The sequence below is a fragment of the Lewinella sp. W8 genome (genome assembly GCF_004375085.3).
GTDB lineage: Bacteria > Bacteroidota > Bacteroidia > Chitinophagales > Saprospiraceae > Neolewinella.
In genome coordinates this window covers 253,958-273,107 of the sequence record NZ_SNAQ03000003.1, presented here as the reverse complement: position 1 = coordinate 273,107, position 19,150 = coordinate 253,958, and the positions used below count along the sequence as shown (strand labels likewise).

Below are 19,150 nucleotides of genomic sequence, written 5' to 3'. Positions count from 1 at the left end.
AGGCATCTTCATTCTATTAACCCTTCGTAAAACTCCTGATATGTTTTCCTTCTCAGTTCAGGAAGAGATAATAAAGGGAGCGGCGTTTTTCGCATTGTCATAAACTGAATTGAGAGAGGTTCATACGTAAGAAAAAGAGAGATTACCATGTAGCCAGTAGTATTGACCTGGTAAACCTTCCCTACTTTTTCTAAGTTGTTTTTCAACCATTTATCTCGACGTATATGCTTGCTAAAGTATCCGTTCTCTGATTTTCCACCAAAGTAAGTCTTCACTTCATTTACCATTTCCTGAGTATTGCCAGCAGGATGGGTTCTCTTACATTCGATGGAGAAAATAACCTGACGGGTTTGATCAATGAGCAGAACATCGCAGTCTCCGATATCTTCAGTGTGTTTCAATTTACCTTTTGGCTTAATCCATACATCAGTATCGACTATGATATTATCCTCAGTCTTTATCCATTCTTTAACGCCTAATATTACAGTGGCAGCACGTGATTTTGCCCTTTTCGATAAAATACTGTGCAGTGGGCCTCCTTCGGTACTTTTATAGCGGTCTGATAAGAGTAGGGAATTCAAGAACTCCCATGCTCTAGCAAGATGACGAGGTGTCCACATCAAGAGCGGATCATTATCAGTCTCCCATGCTATGATAGGACGCTGTAAGTAGCTAAGCCTACGGTTGAAGCCCCAGGGAAGAATATCGGCGTACTCAAAACCTGGAGGTTTCGACATTGCTTCTCCTCTACACGTAAGCGTTAAAAAATCCAAGCCAGATAAAATTTCTTCTTTGGTTATTGACGACTCAGGATTTGTCAAAAAGAGTTGTAGGATATCTTCCTTTTTCATCTCAGTGAGCAACTCGTTTTTAGAGAGGGAATACTCAGCTAAAGAAAGCATTAACCCGCCTAATTTATCAAGAGGTATTCCTGCCTCTTCAGCAAAAGCCTTATTTAGATTAGCAGGGACCGGCTTTGCGCTTGCAGGTTCTATCTCTCCAAAATAGTTTGGATAGTCTTCATCCGTTTGCTCCATGAAGCCAGTGATTTTTGCTCCTTTATAGAGTCTAAAAAAACTCTCCGCTATTTGCTCCGTATTTGTTCCAATTCTTCCAGATTCAAGGATCGAAAGCTCTACATCGAATAATTTATGGAAGACCTGGTCTCCAGTAGACCCCCATAGAATGATGAGTGACATCATTGCTAATGCATCATCGACTACTTGGATGCTAACTTCTCTCTTCCCTCCTTTTTTCTGTTCCGCAGCTATGAATTCTATCAAACACCTTGTTGCCAAGCTCGTACTATCGGACCGATTGACTTCTTTGAGCAGGGACGATACGGTATCCTCTATCCCTTCAAAGCAAGCTAACCGGGAGGGGAGTTGTAACTGTATAACTGCGGCCTTATGTAGTAATGAATCGTAGTTTTCCATTAGATATGACAAAAGTGCCTTAGTATCATATGGACTTATTAATTCTTTAAGAGGACTGACGAATGCCCTGCTTAAATTTGCGGCTAGCTCTCTCTTTTCCTTTACCGGACCGATTGGCGGTCGGGTGCTATCGTTAAGATAACTTAGTTGTTTGTCTAGCTGAATTTGTTCTCTACTTTCTTGCAGATACCTAACTTTTGACTTTACGCCTATCGGGTTTAATGCATAGTTGTCAAAAGTGTAACTAGCGATAATCATTTTCTTTTTACCCAGTGGTAATGACCGATCAACAATGGTTGCTACTCTTTCAGAAGAAAGGGTATTTATACTACCATTCTCAGTGATCAATTGTCCAATGGCCATTAATAGTAACCGAAGAATTTCTCTTTCTGCCGAGTTATCCGCTGAAGTTAGAGCGCCGGAAACCTTCCCCGAGATGACCATTAGTACACTTTCCGGAGTAACCTGAAACTTTACTATGTCCGAAATTTCAGGAGAAGGCGATAGCCTTGTATCCTCATCCATAAATAATGGGATATCTTCCAAATCGAAATCGATTGAAATTGTGGGCTTGGTGATTACGCTTAGGTCTTTTTTCAATTCGCTTTGGACCACCCACATCCAGTAGCAGATTGCCTCCGAAAACTGCCAGAATGTTTGTTTGGCTGACCCCATGTCTTCTGATAGCCTGTTGCAGCAAATCCACAGGTCAACTGGATAGTCTGCCAGAAAAAAGTACAAGCCTCTCTTCAAAAGGTCCATCGAAAAATATCGTGGAATTATATTTCCATCTTTCTTGACCGTGAGGATGACAGGATCAGGGTGTTCTGGAATCAACTTGTGTGCCGCTCGTTCGTCCGTGTTTAGAATTGCGTCTCTAACCACTTCAAGTGTGCCTGTTATTAGAAAGATTGATTCAGGCCTTGCCCCATCGCCAAAATAGAACGATTTTAAGTCTCTGTATTGATCATAAAAATCTGTTACATTAGCAAGTGGTTGTAATTGAGTTGTAGACTGTAGAAGATTCCATGCCTCTAAAAAATACCAAAATGATAGCTGCTCGTGATCTTCACTATTTGAGATGGCAAACAAGTCCCGAGGAGAGATCATCGCTTCTATTCCAGCTGTTTTTTCGTAACTAACGCTAAGCATACGGCCAATACCAGAGGGTATATATATGACTGCAACATCATTAGAGGGGAGTTTCTCACTAGCAATTTTTAACAATTTAAGAGCTCCAGAGGCAGCTTCCTTCATCATGCCTTCTGGAGCAAAATGCCCCATATGTGTTTCGTCATACGAAGTACCAATGTCTGGTAGAAGTACAGCAATCACTATTTTATCAACATCTGCTCTAAACAATCCGGTAGGCGATGTGAAGTCCGGACAGTTCCATTCTTCCGGTATTGGCTCTGGTAGAAGGCCCATTTTGAACAGTGAAACATTTACGGTTTTCCAGACTTCAATATGATACAGTTGTACAAGTGCCGTGAGGCACCCAGCACGTTTAGCTTTAGACCAAATAAAATGGGTTAAGGCTGATAGAATAGATCCTGGTGGCGCTAAAAAAATCCATCTGTTCACAACAACCAAAGGCCTTAAGTATAAAGGATTTTTTTGATCTCCTAGAGTTATACTTTTCTCTAAGTCTTCTGACCGAGTCAAAAAAACATTAAGGACTTCGGAAGGTACACTCAATTCCTCCATCAAACTTTCAATTCTTTCTCTACTAAAAAACAAGCTCTCTTTGAGCTCATCTATGTTTTCCGGAAAAAATATCGGAGTATCACTTTCATAGTAGCCTCCAAAATGGTTTGCCTCTTGGTTAGCTTTACTAGCTACAATGTTAGATAGCGCGAGCATCAGGCGGTAAGAAGCACTTGCTATTTCGACAAACTTTACAGGAAGGCCACCACCCAAGTAATCAACGGCCCTTACCAGATGGGACACTACGAACCCTCCGTTAATGAAATTTCCGTTATAGACTGTGGTATTTCCAAGGCTTGAAACGATATTTTCTGTAAATAGGGAGTCGGGAGGATCTTCTAAACTGCATGATGGGTAATGCTTTGCGGTAAACTCGCGTAGCAGTGTAACATCGCCTTTTGAATGTTCAGCACTTCCATGTTTCAATGCTTGGTATACTAAATAATCAAGTCTTACTTCTTTACCATGATTAGCTGGGGCAAGCGCTGCTGCTGAGATGGTAAGAGCGGTATCGATACTAGAATAATTCCTAAAGAAAGATGATAGTATGTCTTCTTCTTTGTTGTCCTCGTGAGCTTCTTCACTCCGCTCAAACTTAATGCCTTTTTTTAAGCAGCAATGTTTATATTTTTGTCCACTGCCACAAGGGCATTTTGAGTTTCTACCTAGTTTGTTTGACATGAATATATGTATCAGGAAGGAGATTCAAGGGCGCCTAAGATTTATTCATCTCCTAGTAGCTTAAGTAATGTGATGAGGGCGATTCCACCCAGAACCCAAGGAGCAGCTTCTTCAACTGCTGTTTTATCTTTTTTTGCAGGTTCCATATTAAGTCGAACACGACTAATAGCAGGGTGGGGGTTGGCCGAATTATAACGGAGGACGTTGGGGTGACTCTCTAACTTAGGGTCGTACGCTGGCAGTCGGTCATCAATGAGTAGTACTGCGGGAATTCTGGCTTTCAGAGCAACGCCCCACTCTTGGTAGACCTCACCATTTTGGGTACCATGCAGGGTTAGTATCCCGATAAATAAGTTAGAGGTACGTATTTGTTCAGAGGTGTATTTGTCATATACCCCAGTTGCCAAGTAGTAGCTGCCGACGACGGTAAAACCTTTTTGCTGTAGCACACTCGTGATTAGCGGAACTACAAATTCCTTGGCATCATTGAGTGAGTATGATAGGAAGACTTTCATATGTTATACTTCCGTTTTTTCTGGTCTAAAAACAACTGGTAGCTTGGGAAATACTGCTCGATCAGATTTGGCATCATGCGTAAATTTTGCACAAAGACTGAGCTGTCCCAAATCATGTACGAATAACGAAATTTGCACCTTTGCCCTAAATTCTCAAACATATTGGTTACCCCTGAAGTAGGAGTAATATTGGTGATAAGCAAGTAACCATCAGCACCATATTCGTGGATCAACGTTGGAATATTGACTGTGGATAACACCGATTTAGTCACGGGCTTGTTGTAAAATTTACACTGTACGACCCACTTACGTTCAAAAGAATAGATAGAGTCGTGAAGACGGAACTTTAAAAGGATATCTCGTCCTCCATCCGGACCTAGTCCAGATGGTTCTACAATTACTTCAGAGAGCTGATTGTCGTTCCGCTGGCTTACTTCACGAAAGTAAGCCGCTGACAAATCTTCAAATTCGGCCCAATTTGATATTTCGCTTAAGTCTAGTTTCATGCCGGGGTGTTAATCGGTATGAGATTGAACGGGGAGAGAGCTTAGGAGTTGAGACCTTGACTATAAGTGAGACGATTAGATCCATAAACCCAACATGAGTGTTGTCGACAAAATGCTACGACGGTATGTAGAATAAAATACAGAAAACTATTTTGGCTTTTTCCCAAAAGCCACAAATACATCCCCCCCTTTAAATGAGTCCTCCAACTGAAAACTGTCTACCCGTTCCGCCAAATACTGATAAAGCTGCCGGTCCACCTCACCACCCCCGATCCATTTGATGAATTCCGCGCGCAGACCAGGCTGCTCGATATACCAGTCCATGATGACAAACCTTCCGCCTGGCCGTAAGAGGGGAAGAAGGTTATCGATGACATTCCGCCATTCGGGGAATCCGGATAGCCCGAGGTCACAGAGGATAGCGTCAAACTTGACTCCTTCGCCAAGATGGTGCTGGACCCAACTTTCGTCGACCTTGGTGGCATCGTCTTTGAAAAGGCTGATGTTATCCCAACCATTGGACGCAATTTTCCCACGGGCTTTTTGGAGCATCCCGGAAGAGAGGTCGACGCCGACTATTTTCCCAGAGCCGTTCAGGTATTGCTGAAAGTAGCGGAAGTTTTGGCCGGTACCGCAGGGGAGGTTAAGAACGGTTTGCCCTTCCCCCAGCGCCAATGCCTGAATGGCAAATTTGCGCGGTTTGCGGTAGTACCAATCTGGGGAGAGGAGGTCGTAGACGCGGGAGAACTTATCGTAGTAAGATTCGGCCATGTTCATACTTAACTGGTTTTAACTTTTCACGGATGGCGAGAAGGGGTTCAACATCTCCTGCAAATCCTCTGGAATCTCCATGGATTGCAGCGGTGGAACGTCGGCTCCTCCGGTATTACCCGTGGGAACTTTACCGACAAAGGATTTTACTCCGCCAAATACCAGGCGCAGTATCTGCCCGCGGATTTCTTTCCAGCTTTTGATGGTAAAGCCGAAACGAAGCATCAACCAGTGGACTTCGGAGTGTTCTACGGCCCAGGGTTGGCCCAGTATATGAGCCCGTTCCAGGTGTTGCCAGGCGCGTGGGAGATTTCCTGCGGAGAGAGCCTTTCGATGTTTTTCGATTTCGGAACGGTAATGAGGTGTCAAACCTTGGGGCATTTTCCAGAAAAATTTCATGTCAATGGTTTTTGCAAGTTGAATTTACGGTGGAGTTAACGAATCTACATTTTTGAGATAAGCTACTATCATCAATAGCCCCATCCTAGCTTATTTCCCTTCCCTTTTGATAAGCTTCCCAGCCCTCCTTTGCCGCATACGGAACGATGAGCAGGGCTGCAACTGGATCGGCCCACCACCAACCGAGCCAGTTGACCAGGAGCAGGCCGGCAAGAACCACCACCGTTTGGTACAAGCAAATAAAGGTATCCTTTGCGTCGGCAAGCAATTCGGAGCTGTCGAGTTGATGGCCGTATTTCCTTTTGTAGTGGATAAGGATCGGATTAACGACCAGCGAAACGCCCAAAATAACCAATCCAAGCGTGCTCCATTCAGCGGTTTCCCGGTTAATCATTTTTGTGATGGAATCGTAGGAAATGAAGATACAGACCAGGGTGAAGGAAGCGGCGATTACATAGAGGGTAATCTTTTTGCGGCGCTCAACCTTCTCGTCACTGATTCCCTGTAATTCACCGTGTAGTCGCCAACCCAAAGTGGCCGCGCTGATCACTTCAATCGTGCTGTCCAGCGCCCAGCCGATGAGGGCGGAGCTATTGGCGGTGATGCCAGCGATCAGTGCGACAATCACTTCGACGATGTCGTAGAGAACGTTCCAAATTTGGAGGGTTCTGGCTCCCTTTAAATTCGCTTCTCTCTCTTGTTTCAAGGTTAGTTATTAAGTCTATTATTAATGCGGGTGACCGCTCCCAACACGGCCACCCATTACACACGCTTCGATTACTTACCTGGTCCTTTGTACCCAAGTAGCCGCAGCGCATTCCCCACAACTACCAAAGTAGACCCCTCGTGCGCAATCACCGCCGGCCCGATCTCCGCAATACCGAGCAGTGTGAGCGGGATGAGAATAACGACCATACCGAGGCTCATGACGAGGTTTTGCCGGATAATGGCTTTGGCTTTACGGCTCAGGCCGATGGCGAAGGGAAGGTTATCGAGCCGGTCGGCCATGAGGGCTACGTCGGCGGTTTCGAGGGCTACGTCGGAGCCGGCGGCGCCCATGGCGATGCCGACGTTTGACTTGGCCATGGCAGGAGCGTCGTTGACGCCGTCGCCGATCATGGCGACCATACCTTCTTCGGCGCGTAGGCGTTCGATGGCGGCGACCTTGTCTTCGGGGAGTAGGCCCCCGAGGGGGTCGGTGATGCCGATGTCGGCGGCGACGGCGTCGGCTACCTTTTGGTGGTCGCCGGTGAGCATGACCATTTTCTGGATGCCGACTTCTTTGAGGGCGGCGAGGGTGGCTTTGGCTTCGGGGCGGGCGACGTCCATGACGGCGATGACGCCGAGGTAGGTATCTCCCCGGTGGACGATCATGGCGGTATTACCGGTGGCTTCGAGCTCGCCCATTTGCTGGTCGATGGTGGCGGGTATCTCGGTCCCGGTGAGCTCCCGGAACAGGCGGCGGTTACCGATGTGAACTGCTTGGCCGTTGACGGTAGCCTTTACGCCGCGGGCGGTGAGGGCTTCGAGCTTCTTGGCGGTAGGGACGGTAGTCGTAGTGCTTAGGCGTTCCTTACCGCCTTCGACGATGGCGGCGGCGAGGGGGTGGTCGCTCAGTTCCTCGACGGCAACGGCTACGGTGAGGAGGTCGTTTTCGGTGAGGCCATCGGCGGGGATCACTTTGGTCAGGCGGGGTTTGCCTTCGGTGAGGGTGCCGGTTTTATCGAAGGCCAGGGCGGTGATACCACCCAGGTCTTCGAGGGGGCGACCACCTTTGATAAGGACGCCCTGGCGGGCGGCGCGGGCGACTCCGGCCAGAACGGCGGAGGGGGTGGAGATGGCCAGGGCGCAGGGGGATGCGGCTACGAGAACAGCCATGGCGCGGTAGAAGCTTTTGGAGAACGGCTCGTCGATTACGAGGAAAGCGAAGAGCAGGAGGAAGACCAGACCGATGACGGCAGGGACAAAATACCGCTCGAACTTATCGGTAAGTTGCTGGGTGGGGGACTGCTGGGTTTCGGCTTCTTTGACCAGGGTGACGAGGCGGGACAGCGTACTGTCACCCGCCAGTTTGAGTACCCGGATTTCCAGCGGGGAACTACCGTTGATGGTGCCAGCGAAGGCGCGGTGTTCGGCGGGGAGCGTATCTAGGTCTACGTCCGCGTTAGGGTTGGCGAGGGGTGCCTTATCTACGGGGACGCTTTCTCCGGTGATGGGGGCCTGGTCGACGGCGGAGGTGCCGCTAACGATCACGCCGTCGGCCGCGATTTTGGAGTTGGGGCGGACGACGATGACGTCGCCGACCGCGAGTTCCTCGACCCCGACTTCGGTAGTGGTGCCGCCACGTTTGACCAGCGCGGTTGGCGGGGCCAGGTCGGAGAGGGCGGCGATTGATTTGCGCGCCCGGCCCATCGCGTAGTTTTCCAGCGCGTGGCCGATGCTGAAGAGGAACAGCAGGAGGGCGGCTTCCTGGAACTCGCCCAGCGCGCAGGCACCGGCGGCGGCGACGAGCATCAGGAAGTCGATCTCGAACTTACCCTGACGGATGGTCTGAATAGCCTCGATAAGAATGAAGTAACCTCCCAGCAGGATGGCGATGACGAACAGCACCGTTGAAACTACTTCAGGGATATTCCCCAGGAAACTTAGGATAAGTCCGACGAGCCAGAAGACCCCGCTGCCGATCGCGAAGTACAATTCTGTATTCTCGCCAAAGATGCCGCCGTGATCGTGGTTATGGCCATGCGCTCCGGGGGCGTGGTCATGCCCCGCATGATCGTCCTTCTTATTATTTCCGTGTTCCCCCGGTCCGTGATCGTGCCCCGCGTGATCATCATGGTCGGGGCTCGCTTGCGCGGTTCCGATGACAATTAGGTCGGTTTCCGCCACGGCGGCGCGAACAGTCTGCTCGTTAGTCAGCGTTGAATCGTACTCGATGCGGGCGACGCCGGCCCCGGAAACAACGGCTTCCAGTATTCCGGTTGCCTTTCCTATGCGGCTTCCTAGCTGCCGGGCGTGGCGCTGGTGGCGAATCCCCGTTACGTCGAGCAGTAGATGATGGTACCGTTCAGTTATTTCTGCGCCGGCCCGCTTGGCGATCGCATTGACCTTCGCCAGGGCAAGTTGATCGGGGTCGTAATGAATGCAAATTTCCGGCGGCGAACCTTCTTTCAGGTGAGCTTTCTCAATACCGCTTTCGGCGTTAAGGGCGGATAACAGGCGGGTAACGCACTGGTCGCGCTCATCGAGGATTTGGGGTAGGAGGACGGGGAGGTCCAGTTGTAGCTTACTCATGGTGGTAGAATTAGAAAAATTACTTGGACAATTTCAGGATACGAAAAGCTCCCCGCAGCACGACAGCAAAGACTATACTGCCGACGATAAGGTCCGGCCAGCGCGTAGCGGTGAGGTACACGAGAACGCCGGACAGGATCACGCCGAAGTTGATGATGATATCATTGGACGTGAAGATGTAACTGGCTTCCATATGCGCCTCGCCGCGCTTGGTTTTCTGAATCAGCCACAGACAGACGGCGTTACCGACCAGGGCCAGCGAGGCAACGACGATCATGGTTTTAAAATTGGGGATTTCTCCATAGCCAGCGAAGCGGCGGATAACTTCCACGAAACCGAAGACGGCCAGACCAATCTGGATATAGCCGCTGTAGCCCGCGATCTGTTTTTTGCGGGTGGCCACGGCACCGACGGCCAGCAGGCTGAGGGCGTAGACGAAAGCATCAGCCAGCATATCGAGCGAGTCGGCGACCAGGCCCATGGAACCGGAGATCAGGCCGAACGTCATTTCGACCAGGAAGAAGCCGGCGTTGATACCCAGCACCCACCACAGAATCTTTCGCTGCTGAGCGCTATCACCGTCTGCCAGGGGAAGTTCGGCAGTTTCGGTATTGAGGAGCTGATCGCCCAGCCCCAGTTGGTGGAGGGCCTGGGTGACGGGGGTGTCGGCGTCGTGGTGATAGACCGTTAGTAATCGGGCGGGCAAGTCGAAATCGAGCCGCTCCACCTGGGGGAGCGGCTCTAATTGCATACGGACCATTTGCTCCTCGGCGGAGCAGTCCATGGAGGTAACTTTATAGGTACTTTTGTTCATGACGATTTAGTGTTCGTGTTCCAATTCTCCGGCTTGGCTCTGCGCGTAGACGAAATAGGCACCTTCCGTAACCACGCGCATTCCTGTAGGTAGAGGTTCGATGAGCGTTACGGCTGTATATCCGTTGTCGGTAATACCCGCCCGGACCGGTAGACGTTCAAATTCTACCTCGTCGCCGGTGCTTTCGGTGGAGGCGATGAAAATATAGGCCATTTCTCCGTCGCGCAAAACGGCTTCTTCCGGGAGCGCCTGGACGGTTTGGTCGGTAAGGAAGATGCGAGCTTCCACGAAGCGCCCCCGCACGAAGGGCGGTTGTTCGCCGGTCGGGTGGGCATGGACGCGCACAGTCTTGTTTTCCTCATTGAACTCCTTACCGATTACGTGGACCTCGGCCGTGTAGCGGCCCGGGCCGAGGGAGGGAACGGTATAGGTGAGTTGCTGCCCTTTGCTGATTTTGGCGACGTCGCGCTCGAAGACGTCGAGTTCGAGGTGGAAGTGATCCTGGTCGATGAGCTCCATCAGTTTGGTGGCGGGTTCCACATACATCCCGTCGTGCATCGCGATGGTGGTGATGTAGCCAGAGCGGGGGGCGAAGAGGGTGATGCGGTTGGTGATGTTGTCGGTCGTCAGGTCGGCGGTGCTTATGCCGAGGTATTCCAGTTGTTGGCGGGTACCTGCCAATTGGGCTGTTTTGGAAGCTACGTCGGAGCGGAGGCGTTGGACGTTCTTCAGGATGCCGGCATCGGCAGCAAGTAGGGTTTCCTGGCGGTCGAGTTCCTCGCGCAGGAAAACCAGCTCGGCCGTGAGTTCGAGGTAGCGTTGCTGGTGGTTGATGAAGTCGGGGTTTTCGAGGTAGCCGAGAGTGGCGCCGCGCTTGATGTAGTCGCCCTCGACGTAGTTTCGGGAGTTGCGGACGAAGCCAGTGGCGCGGGCGCTCACGTCCGCGTAGCCGTTGGGTGGAAGGTCCATCGTCCCGGTCGCAGTTACGTAATCGTTGATTTTGATGTCGGTAAAATCGCCGAAGCCGATGTCCATCGTTTCGATCTGGGCGGTGGTGAGGTGAATGCCTTCTTCTTCCTCATGATCGCCATGTTCGTCATCATGGTCATGACCGTCGTGATCATCGGAAGCCATTTTCTCGGTGGGAGCGTCGTGGTCGTGTCCGTCCCCTTCTTCGTGGGGTTGGGCGCGGTCGCAGGTGCAAAGAAGGAGGATAAGGAGCAGTGCGGGAAGGGCAGTGCTTAGTTGCTTTATGGTTGTCATCGGGGCGATGGAATTATTGGTGGAGGAATTGTAGCCGGGCTACGGATTGGTTGTGGTCCAGCAGGGCGTTGAGGTAGCCGAGCTGGTTGTCGGCCAGCAGGTCAAGTGCGCCAAGGAGTTCGAGGTAGGAGACCTCGCCGGCCCGGTAGTTGAGGCGGGAAATGCGCACGATCTCGGGGTTGACGGCGGACAACTGGTCGCGGTAGTAGGTCAGACTTGCTTCGGACTGGCGTAACTGGGCGCGGGCGGCGAGTTGCTGACCGCGACGGCGCAAGCGTGCGGCTTCCAGCTGGGATTCTGCTACGGCTATGCCGAGTTGCTGGGATTCGATACGGCGTTTGGTAGCCTTGTTGAATAGTGGAAGACTGACGCCAGCTTCCAGGCCGTTCAGGTTGCCACCCTCGAAGTAGCGTTGGAAGGAGTAACCGAGGCGGAAGCCGGGTTTGAGTTCGGCGCGGGTCCGTTCGATGCCGGTGCGTGCGACGGAGATGTCCTGCTCGGCGAGTTGGACAACCAAGGTTGTGACAGAAGTGTCCAGTTCGGGCGGTAGCGAGGTCAACGTCAGGGTGTCGGAAGCGGTCACCTCTCCGTCGGCACCGATGAGTACGCCGAGTTGTTGGCGAAGGGAAGCGATGGCTATTTCAGTCCGCTCGGCCATTAGCTGTTGTTCCCGGAGGCGGGCGTTTAGCTGGAGCGCTTCGAGTCGGTTAGCCTCACCGGCTTCAGCGCGGACGAGGGCGATGCGGGAGTACTCCGCGTAGGTGGCCGTCAACCGCTGGTAGAGACGGTAGAGTGCTTCGCGTTGCTGGAGCTCGTAATAGCGGTTGCGGACTTCCAGGGTCAGCTCTGCCGCCGTGAGCTGACCACGGAGTTCATTGGCGCGGACGATGGCGTCCTGTACTGCGTTGGTGGCCCGGATGCCAGCGGGATGGGCGAACTGCTGCACGATCGCGAGTTGGTTGACGCGCTGGCCGTTTTCGCGGAACAGTCCGTCGCCCTGGTAACTGATGTCGGTGTTGCCGGGGGAGTAAGGGAGGTTTTGGAGGCTCCGGCTTTGCTCGGTCCGGCGGTTGGCGGCGGCTACGTTCGGGTTACTGGTGATGGCTAGGTTAACTGCTTCGTCCAGGGTGATGGGGGTGGGGTTCCCTTGCTCCTCTAACTCACCTTGCACCTGCGACCGCGCCCCAAAAGAACATAGCAGCAGCGGTAGGAGGACGGCTACTTTAGCTACGCTTCCCGGCCGTTTCTTCCAGTTTTCGAGCCAACTGTAAAGGATGGGCAGCACGATGAGGGTGAGAAAGGTTGCGGTGATCAGCCCACCGATGACGACGGTGGCTAAGGGCCGTTGTACCTCCGCGCCGCCCGAGTTGGACAGGGCCATGGGCAGGAAACCAAGGGAGGCTACCGCAGCGGTCATGATGACGGGGCGCAGGCGGACCGTGGTGCCTTCAATGATGCGGGCGCGGACGTCGTCCCAGCCCTCCGTTTTGAGCTGGTTGAAATAGCCGATCAGGACGATGCCGTTGAGCACCGCGACGCCGAAGAGGGCGATGAAGCCGATGCCGGCGGAGATGCTGAAGGGCATACCACGCAGCTCCAGGGCGAGGATGCCGCCGATGGCGGAAAGCGGGATGGCGACAAAGATGAGCGCGGCCTGGGAGAAGCTGCCGAAGGTGAAAAACAGCAGGATGAAGATGAGCGCCAGGGCTACCGGTACGGCGATGGACAAGCGGGCGCTTGCTGCCTGGAGGTTCTCGAACTGGCCGCCGTAGGTGAAATAATAACCGGCGGGGAGGTCGATGTTTTCGTCTAGGGCGGACTGGATGTTTCGGACGAGTGTTTCCACGTCAGAATCGCCTACGTTGACACCTATGACGATGCGTCGGTTGGTGTTTTCGCGGCTGATTTGCATGGGCGCGTCGACGAGCTCAACGGAGGCTACCTCGCGGAGCGGTACCTGACTACCGTTTTCGAGTGGGATGAAGAGGTTGCGAACGTCGGAGATGCCAGCGCGATTGCCTTCTTGGAGTCGTACGGTCAAGTCGAAGCGGCGCTCCCCCTCATAAACGGTGCCAGCGGTGGCTCCGGCAAAGGCGGTTTCGATGACACGGTTAATGTCGCGCGTTTGCAAGCCGTACTGCGCCATTTTGGGGTAGTTAAAATCAACGAGGATCTGCGGCATACCGATGGTTTGCTCTACCGTTACCGTTCCGGCCCCGGGGATACCGGAGATGATGCGTTCGGCTTCCTTGGCCTTTTGGAAGGCCACATCTAAATCCGCACCATAGAGTTTGATGGCGATGTCGGCCTTAGCTCCGGTCATGAGTTCGTTAAACCGAAGCTGGATGGGCTGAGAAAATTCGAGACCGATGCCCGGGAATACTTCCATGGATTCCTCGATCGCTTCAAACATGTCTTGACGGTTACCTGCGGTGGTCCACTCATCCTTTGGCTTCATGACGATGGTGTAGTCACCGATCTCAACGGGCATGGGGTCGGTGGGGATTTCGGCGGCACCGATGTTGGTGACGATTTCCAGCATTTCGGGGAAGTCGGCGAGTAGCTTGTCCTGCACCTTTTTGGTCATTTCGATACTCTGACTGAGGGAGGTGCCCGGCGGCATGATCTGTTGCATGGCCAGGTCGCCTTCTTCCAGGGTGGGGATGAATTCGCCGCCCATACGGGAGAAGACGAAGATACTCATGGCAAAGAGGGCGATGGTAGCCAGTACGAAAGCCGTTTTGAAGCGAAGGGCGGCGCGGAGAACGGGGGTATAAAGTCGCTGTAAAAAGCCGATGATGCGATCGGCGATGGTCCGCTTGTCTGTGATCTTTTTGTTGAGGAAGAGGGCCGACATGGCGGGGACGTAAGTGAGCGATAGAATCAGTGCCCCGGCAATGGCTAGCATGACGGTCTGGGCCATGGGGCGGAACATTTTCCCTTCGATGCCGACCAGGGCAAGAATGGGGATGTAGACCATCAGGATGATGATTTCACCGAAAGCGGCCGAGCTGCGGATTTTGATGGAACTGCCAGTTACCTCCTTGTCCATTTGGCTTTGGGAAAGTTGCTTGCCGGCAAAACCGACCTGGAGCCGGTGGACGATGGATTCAACGATGATCACCGCGCCGTCGACGATGAGGCCGAAGTCGATGGCCCCGAGGCTCATGAGATTGGCGGAGATGCCGAGCACGTTCATCATGCTGATGGCAAAGAGCATGGCCAGGGGGATGACGGAGGCGACAATGAGTCCGGCGCGCCAGTTGCCGAGCAGCAGGATGAGGATGAAGACGACGATCAGACCGCCCTCAATCAGGTTGGTCTGGACGGTGCCGATGGCGGTGGAGACGAGTTTGTCACGGACGAGGTAGGGCTCGATAACAACCCCTTCGGGGAGCGACTTTTGAATCTGGACGACCCGCTCCTTGACCCGTTCGGTCACGGCGGCGGAGTTGGCCCCCTTGAGCATCATGACGCGACCGCCGACGGCTTCCTCGCCGTTACGGACCAGGGCACCGTAGCGGGGTGCTTTACCGAACTGGACGGTGGCCACGTCCTCGATCAGGATGGGCCGACCGGCGCGGACGTCGACAACGATCTTGCGGATGTCGGCCAGGTCGGTGACGATGCCGTTGGTACGGATGTAGTAGGTGCGGGGGTTCTTTTCGATGTAGGCGCCGCCGGTGTTTTCGTTGCTGTTCTCGAGCGCGGTGAATACCTCGTTGATGGTGACGCCGACGGATTTGAGTAATTTGGGATCGACGGCTACCTCGTACTGTTTGAGGAAACCGCCCATGGTGTTGACTTCCACGACGCCTTCGATGCCGGAGAGCTGGCGGCTGACGATCCAATCCTGGACAGACCGAAGTTCCGTAGGCGAATACTGATCCTCGTAGCCCGGTTCAGGGCGGACGACGTACTGGTAGATTTCGCCCAGACCGGTAGAGATTGGGGACATTTCGGGGGTACCGAGGCCTTCAGGAATATTTTCTTCCGCCTCCCCTAAATGCTCGCTGACGAGCTGGCGGGCGAGGTAGATGTCGGTGCTTTCCTCGAAGACGACCGTCACGACGGAGAGCCCGAAGCGAGAGATGGAGCGTATTTCGACGAGGTCCTGCAGGTTCTGCAGGGCGAGCTCGACCGGGGTGGTGATGAATTGTTCCACTTCCTGAGTAGCCAGGGTGGGAGAAGAGGTGATGACCTGTACCTGATTGTTGGTGATGTCGGGTACGGCATCAATGGGGATTTGGCGGAGGGAGTAAACGCCCCAGGCGATGAGCGCCAGGACGAATAAACCGACCACCAGCTTATTCCGGACGGAATAGGCAATGATGTTGTCGAACATTAAAACTTGTTGGGGTATGGGCTGAAGTACGCTTGTGCCCTCTCTCCCGGCCCCTCTCCTCGGGAGAGGGGAGACGTGGCAGATCTCACAAAGTTTGGCTGTAAAGCGCGCGGGTTCAGCCCATTGATTAAACCAATGGGTGGAGTAGGGACAGAGTTATCCCTTGAATTGGTTTAAGCGAATCTGGGGGGGTGCCAACTGCTATCGGCAAAAATGCCGGGGTTCCAGTGTTTGATAGCCTGGGGCTGAGTGTTGCCTTTGGGCGGGAGCGGTTGAGCTTTTTCTAACGTGAGAAGTGTTGGAGGGGCGTCGAGAACGGCTCCGCAGCAAGCGCAGATACAGAAGGGGGTGCAGTGGTCTTCGTGCTCAGAATCGGGGTGGTCGTGCTCCGGGTTATTGACGTGCACGGAGGTGGGGGCCTCGTTGGGGATTAACGAGAAATTGTCTTGGCAGGGGAGGAAGGCCAGGAGGAAGATGTATAGCGAGAGTGTTTGAGTCAGGAGTCGCACTAGACTGTTAACGCTTTAGGAAGAGAGGTTGTTGGGAAAGAGATGTTGAATCTACTTACAACAAGATCCTCCATCATCTTGCATGGGTGGACAGACCTCGGTTCCGTAAGAGCAATAGACGCAGCAATCGCCTTTGTGAGGGCGTAATACGGTTCCACAACCTTTACATTCGTAAAAGAACTGGCAGGCGCTGGTAGGCATTGTTTCGGTCGCTTGATGATTACACTCCGGGCAAGTAATCGTGGATTGGAGTTTGACGGTGGTAGGGGTCATAATGCTTCGTTGTTTGGGGTAGGGGAGGTGGTAAAGTCGCTAACGACGTAGCCGGTTGTTCCGATAGCTGCGGCGATGTCTTCGGGGCTTGTTTGGTCAGCGTTGAAGATGACCACGGTATTTTTATCAGCGTAGGAGGCGGCGATTTCATAGACGCCCTCAACGTTGTGAACCGCATTGTAGACATGCTTTTCGCAGCCGCCGCAGGTCATGCCTTCTATCGCAAAGGTGGCGGTCATCAGTTTTTCTGCTCCGGTTAGTGATTCGATGGTTTCGACGGTGGTTGGCGTATTGCCACCAGTAAAGGAAGGAATTGCCAAAAAGACGATTGCGAGCACGGAAACAACCGTCAGAAAACCACGGGACTGGAGGAGAGATTGCTTTTCCGGTGGGCAGTCGCAAGCTTCCACCGGGGCGGGACGCAAGTGGAAGTACCAAGCCGCACTAAGCGCCAGGGCGGACAATCCTATGAGGTAAGGCCGGAGGGGAGCAACCCAGGAGAGGCCGGAGATGAGGCCCGTACCACCAGACAAGAGGGCTAGAAGAGGGGCTATGCAGCAGAGGGATGCGGCTACCGCGGCGAGGAGTCCGGTGGAGGATGCTAAGGCTGACTTTTTCATGCTGTTACGGTTGTACTGAGCAGCGAGGTTGCTTGGCTAAGTTGCAGGCTAAACTCAGGTTTTACAGTGTGATAGATCGTGTTACCCGATCTGCGGGAGGTTACTGCTTCGGCCTGCTTTAGTTTACGCAAGTGCTGAGACACGGCAGGAACGCTTAGGTCCAGTATTTCCGCCAGGTCGCAAACACATAGTTCTTGTTCTTCCTCCAACAATCTTAGAATAGATAAGCGTACCGGACTGGCGCAGAGGTTGAAAGTAGCGGCGGAATTAGTGATTGCCTCGTTCTGCTGGAGAATGAGGTCTTTGCAGCGGCGAATTTGCTCTGCATCGCGCAGGGCGCGTATGCAGGCTTTTGAATTGGTTGGTGATTTCACGATGTAAAGGTAAGACTATTTAAGTATTTTCTTAAATAGTTTGCTATCGTCTCCTTGACAATAGAAAAGTCCTTCGAGTGGGGGCAATACTCTACTTAACATAATATAAATTATAGGCTAAAACAATCGGAAATCTAGCCGCCTGAAGGTTTTCTTGAACTGCACGACAACTGCGTTGATTGCCTACCGTGCGACGGCCGACCCTACTCACCCTTTAGTCTCGATGTACTTCCGCACCTTGCATTCTCCCTCCTCGTCATACGCTCCGCCTCCCCCACTGCTGGGTGGGAAAATATTTCTGGGAAGTTCTACTTAACATAATTATTGCAAGTATTTCAAAAGGCGGCTACCGAATCAGCAATGATTCCCCCTTCGCGATTTCGGTACCGAATGCTTACCCGAAATCTGCGGCGCTCCCCTCACCACTATCCAGAGGAAAATTTCCACAAAACTCTACTTAACATAATAATGCCGATTTTTTTTACTCCCCTTTAGCCACTCAGCCGGTACCGGCGCAATGTTCTACTTTTGGAAGCCATGGAAAGCAATCAACGCGCTTACTTACGCTATCAAGGCTACCGGCAAACGCCCGCACTTTGGGAAAGTGCCTTGATGCCCTCATTCCAACAGATTAAGCTTCTCGAAGTCTCACCCGATTTGGTTAGGGATCATCATTGGAAAAACCAGCGCCTCGGTAAGCTCGTCGAAGAATTTATCATCCATGATCTTCAACAAGCCGATGGCATTTCGTGGGTAACCGAAAGTCTGCAAATCCAGGCCAAGAAACGCACCCTCGGCGAACTCGATGCACTGTACTACGACCACGGCGTGCCGATTCATCTCGAGATCGCTTATAAGTTTTACCTCTACGATACGCTGAATATACCTGCGGATCCCCTCGCCTACTGGATCGGTCCCAACCGCAAGGATACCTTGTTGCTGAAACTGGACAAGATTCGGCAGCGGCAATTGCCCCTCCTTCATCATCCCAATACCCGGCACTTCCTGAAGCCGTACGGACTTGCCGCCGGCGACATCGTGCAGAAGCTATGTTTCCGCGGACAGCTGTTCCTCCCCTATCGTAACCAAAACCTGGACGTCAGCCCCCTGAATCCCGATTGCGTTTTTGGCTTTCACCTACCCTTCCGGGAGTTTGCTGAACTGGAAGCGCTGGAATTCTACCTCCCCGAGAAACTTGACTGGCTCATTACCCCGCATCCCCGGGTGGAATGGATCAGCTATCGGAGAGCCGCCGCGCTGATTAGGCTAGAGATTGAGGAAGAACGATCGCCCATGGCCTGGGTGAAATCCGCTGACGGAAGTTTGGGGAAGTGCTTCGTGACGTTTTGGTGATGCACCTCTAGGGCTACAACAAAGGCTGTCCACTCAACTCCAGCAACCCAACGTAGGTGACCACCTGTTGAAATTCCGCCTGGGCAAGGCGGCGATCAATCATACTACCAATCCCAGTAATACTACCAGACGTTAGTACTTCTGCGATCTCCATAGATTAAACCTCAGCCAAAGGGTTTTCATTGTCATACAATCGATTGCTTCATTCATTGCAAAAAAAATAATCAATAAGCAATGGATTGCAATTGGAGAGTTTAATACAAGTAAGACTGAAAAATGCATAATATTGT

General features: G+C 52.5%; 14 protein-coding genes. 1 reads left to right on the top strand and 13 read right to left on the bottom strand.

Translation table 11 applies throughout. The features are described 5' to 3' along the window. Positions 1 to 8: 8 nt before the first annotated feature. From E1J53_RS24140 to E1J53_RS24435, 13 genes are all read right to left on the bottom strand, one after another. Positions 9 to 3,824, bottom strand: a complete 3,816-nt coding sequence (locus E1J53_RS24140; protein ID WP_216650008.1) for a YecA family protein — start codon at positions 3,822 to 3,824, stop codon at positions 9 to 11. A 41-nt stretch (positions 3,825 to 3,865) separates the two neighbouring features. Beyond that, on the bottom strand, positions 3,866 to 4,339 hold the full coding sequence (locus tag E1J53_RS05395) for a TIR domain-containing protein (RefSeq protein ID WP_134271926.1): 474 nt from the start codon (positions 4,337 to 4,339) through the stop codon (positions 3,866 to 3,868). Then, positions 4,336 to 4,845, bottom strand: coding sequence for a restriction endonuclease (locus tag E1J53_RS05390; RefSeq protein ID WP_134271925.1), 510 nt, complete (start codon positions 4,843 to 4,845; stop codon positions 4,336 to 4,338). The genes E1J53_RS05395 and E1J53_RS05390 overlap by 4 nt, the downstream gene beginning before the upstream one ends. 147 nt (positions 4,846 to 4,992) lie before the next feature. Beyond that, positions 4,993 to 5,622: a class I SAM-dependent methyltransferase gene (locus tag E1J53_RS05385; protein ID WP_253930571.1), complete on the bottom strand. Its 630-nt coding sequence runs from the start codon at positions 5,620 to 5,622 to the stop codon at positions 4,993 to 4,995. 12 nt (positions 5,623 to 5,634) lie between these two features. Continuing rightward, entirely contained in the window at positions 5,635 to 6,015 is a 381-nt protein-coding gene (locus E1J53_RS05380; protein WP_134271923.1) for a DUF3703 domain-containing protein, read from the bottom strand. Between the two features lie 85 nt (positions 6,016 to 6,100). Further along, the gene (locus E1J53_RS05375; RefSeq protein WP_134271922.1) at positions 6,101 to 6,721 is read right to left on the bottom strand and encodes a cation transporter; all 621 of its coding nucleotides are present in this window, start codon (positions 6,719 to 6,721) and stop codon (positions 6,101 to 6,103) included. A gap of 71 nt (positions 6,722 to 6,792) precedes the next feature. Beyond that, positions 6,793 to 9,309 (bottom strand): heavy metal translocating P-type ATPase, encoded by a 2,517-nt coding sequence (locus E1J53_RS05370; RefSeq protein ID WP_134271921.1) that lies wholly within the window; start codon positions 9,307 to 9,309, stop codon positions 6,793 to 6,795. A 19-nt stretch (positions 9,310 to 9,328) separates the two neighbouring features. After that, a complete protein-coding gene (locus E1J53_RS05365; RefSeq protein ID WP_134271920.1) occupies positions 9,329 to 10,123 on the bottom strand; it encodes a cation diffusion facilitator family transporter in 795 nt (264 codons plus the stop codon). 6 nt (positions 10,124 to 10,129) lie between these two features. After that, a complete protein-coding gene (locus tag E1J53_RS05360) occupies positions 10,130 to 11,386 on the bottom strand; it encodes an efflux RND transporter periplasmic adaptor subunit (RefSeq protein ID WP_134271919.1) in 1,257 nt (418 codons plus the stop codon). Between the two features lie 13 nt (positions 11,387 to 11,399). Continuing rightward, complete coding sequence (locus tag E1J53_RS05355) at positions 11,400 to 15,731, bottom strand: CusA/CzcA family heavy metal efflux RND transporter (protein ID WP_134271918.1); 4,332 nt, start codon at positions 15,729 to 15,731, stop codon at positions 11,400 to 11,402. Positions 15,732 to 16,291: 560 nt separating this feature from the next. Then, a complete protein-coding gene (locus tag E1J53_RS24535; protein ID WP_134271917.1) occupies positions 16,292 to 16,513 on the bottom strand; it encodes a GDCCVxC domain-containing (seleno)protein in 222 nt (73 codons plus the stop codon). After that, positions 16,510 to 17,133, bottom strand: a complete 624-nt coding sequence (merTP, locus tag E1J53_RS05345) for a mercuric transport protein MerTP (RefSeq protein ID WP_134271916.1) — start codon at positions 17,131 to 17,133, stop codon at positions 16,510 to 16,512. Before merTP ends, E1J53_RS24535 begins: the two co-directional genes overlap by 4 nt. After that, on the bottom strand, positions 17,130 to 17,507 hold the full coding sequence (locus E1J53_RS24435) for a metalloregulator ArsR/SmtB family transcription factor (protein WP_154640140.1): 378 nt from the start codon (positions 17,505 to 17,507) through the stop codon (positions 17,130 to 17,132). The genes merTP and E1J53_RS24435 overlap by 4 nt, the downstream gene beginning before the upstream one ends. A 612-nt stretch (positions 17,508 to 18,119) precedes the next feature. Between E1J53_RS24435 and E1J53_RS05335 the strand changes: the two genes are divergently transcribed. After that, positions 18,120 to 18,860 (top strand): DUF1853 family protein, encoded by a 741-nt coding sequence (locus tag E1J53_RS05335; protein ID WP_253930564.1) that lies wholly within the window; start codon positions 18,120 to 18,122, stop codon positions 18,858 to 18,860. Positions 18,861 to 19,150: the final 290 nt, after the last annotated feature.

Excerpts from the sequence above, each read along its gene's own strand:
- E1J53_RS24140 (WP_216650008.1), bottom strand. The coding sequence starts at position 3,824 with ATGTCAAACAAACTAGGTAGAAACTCAAAATGCCCTTGTGGCAGTGGA.
- E1J53_RS05395 (WP_134271926.1), bottom strand. The coding sequence starts at position 4,339 with ATGAAAGTCTTCCTATCATACTCACTCAATGATGCCAAGGAATTTGTA.
- E1J53_RS05390 (WP_134271925.1), bottom strand. The coding sequence starts at position 4,845 with ATGAAACTAGACTTAAGCGAAATATCAAATTGGGCCGAATTTGAAGAT.
- E1J53_RS05385 (WP_253930571.1), bottom strand. The coding sequence starts at position 5,622 with ATGAACATGGCCGAATCTTACTACGATAAGTTCTCCCGCGTCTACGAC.
- E1J53_RS05380 (WP_134271923.1), bottom strand. The coding sequence starts at position 6,015 with ATGAAATTTTTCTGGAAAATGCCCCAAGGTTTGACACCTCATTACCGT.
- E1J53_RS05370 (WP_134271921.1), bottom strand. The coding sequence starts at position 9,309 with ATGAGTAAGCTACAACTGGACCTCCCCGTCCTCCTACCCCAAATCCTC.
- E1J53_RS05365 (WP_134271920.1), bottom strand. The coding sequence starts at position 10,123 with ATGAACAAAAGTACCTATAAAGTTACCTCCATGGACTGCTCCGCCGAG.
- E1J53_RS05360 (WP_134271919.1), bottom strand. The coding sequence starts at position 11,386 with ATGACAACCATAAAGCAACTAAGCACTGCCCTTCCCGCACTGCTCCTT.
- E1J53_RS05355 (WP_134271918.1), bottom strand. The coding sequence starts at position 15,731 with ATGTTCGACAACATCATTGCCTATTCCGTCCGGAATAAGCTGGTGGTC.
- E1J53_RS24535 (WP_134271917.1), bottom strand. The coding sequence starts at position 16,513 with ATGACCCCTACCACCGTCAAACTCCAATCCACGATTACTTGCCCGGAG.
- merTP (WP_134271916.1), bottom strand. The coding sequence starts at position 17,133 with ATGAAAAAGTCAGCCTTAGCATCCTCCACCGGACTCCTCGCCGCGGTA.
- E1J53_RS05335 (WP_253930564.1), top strand. The coding sequence starts at position 18,120 with ATGCCCTCATTCCAACAGATTAAGCTTCTCGAAGTCTCACCCGATTTG.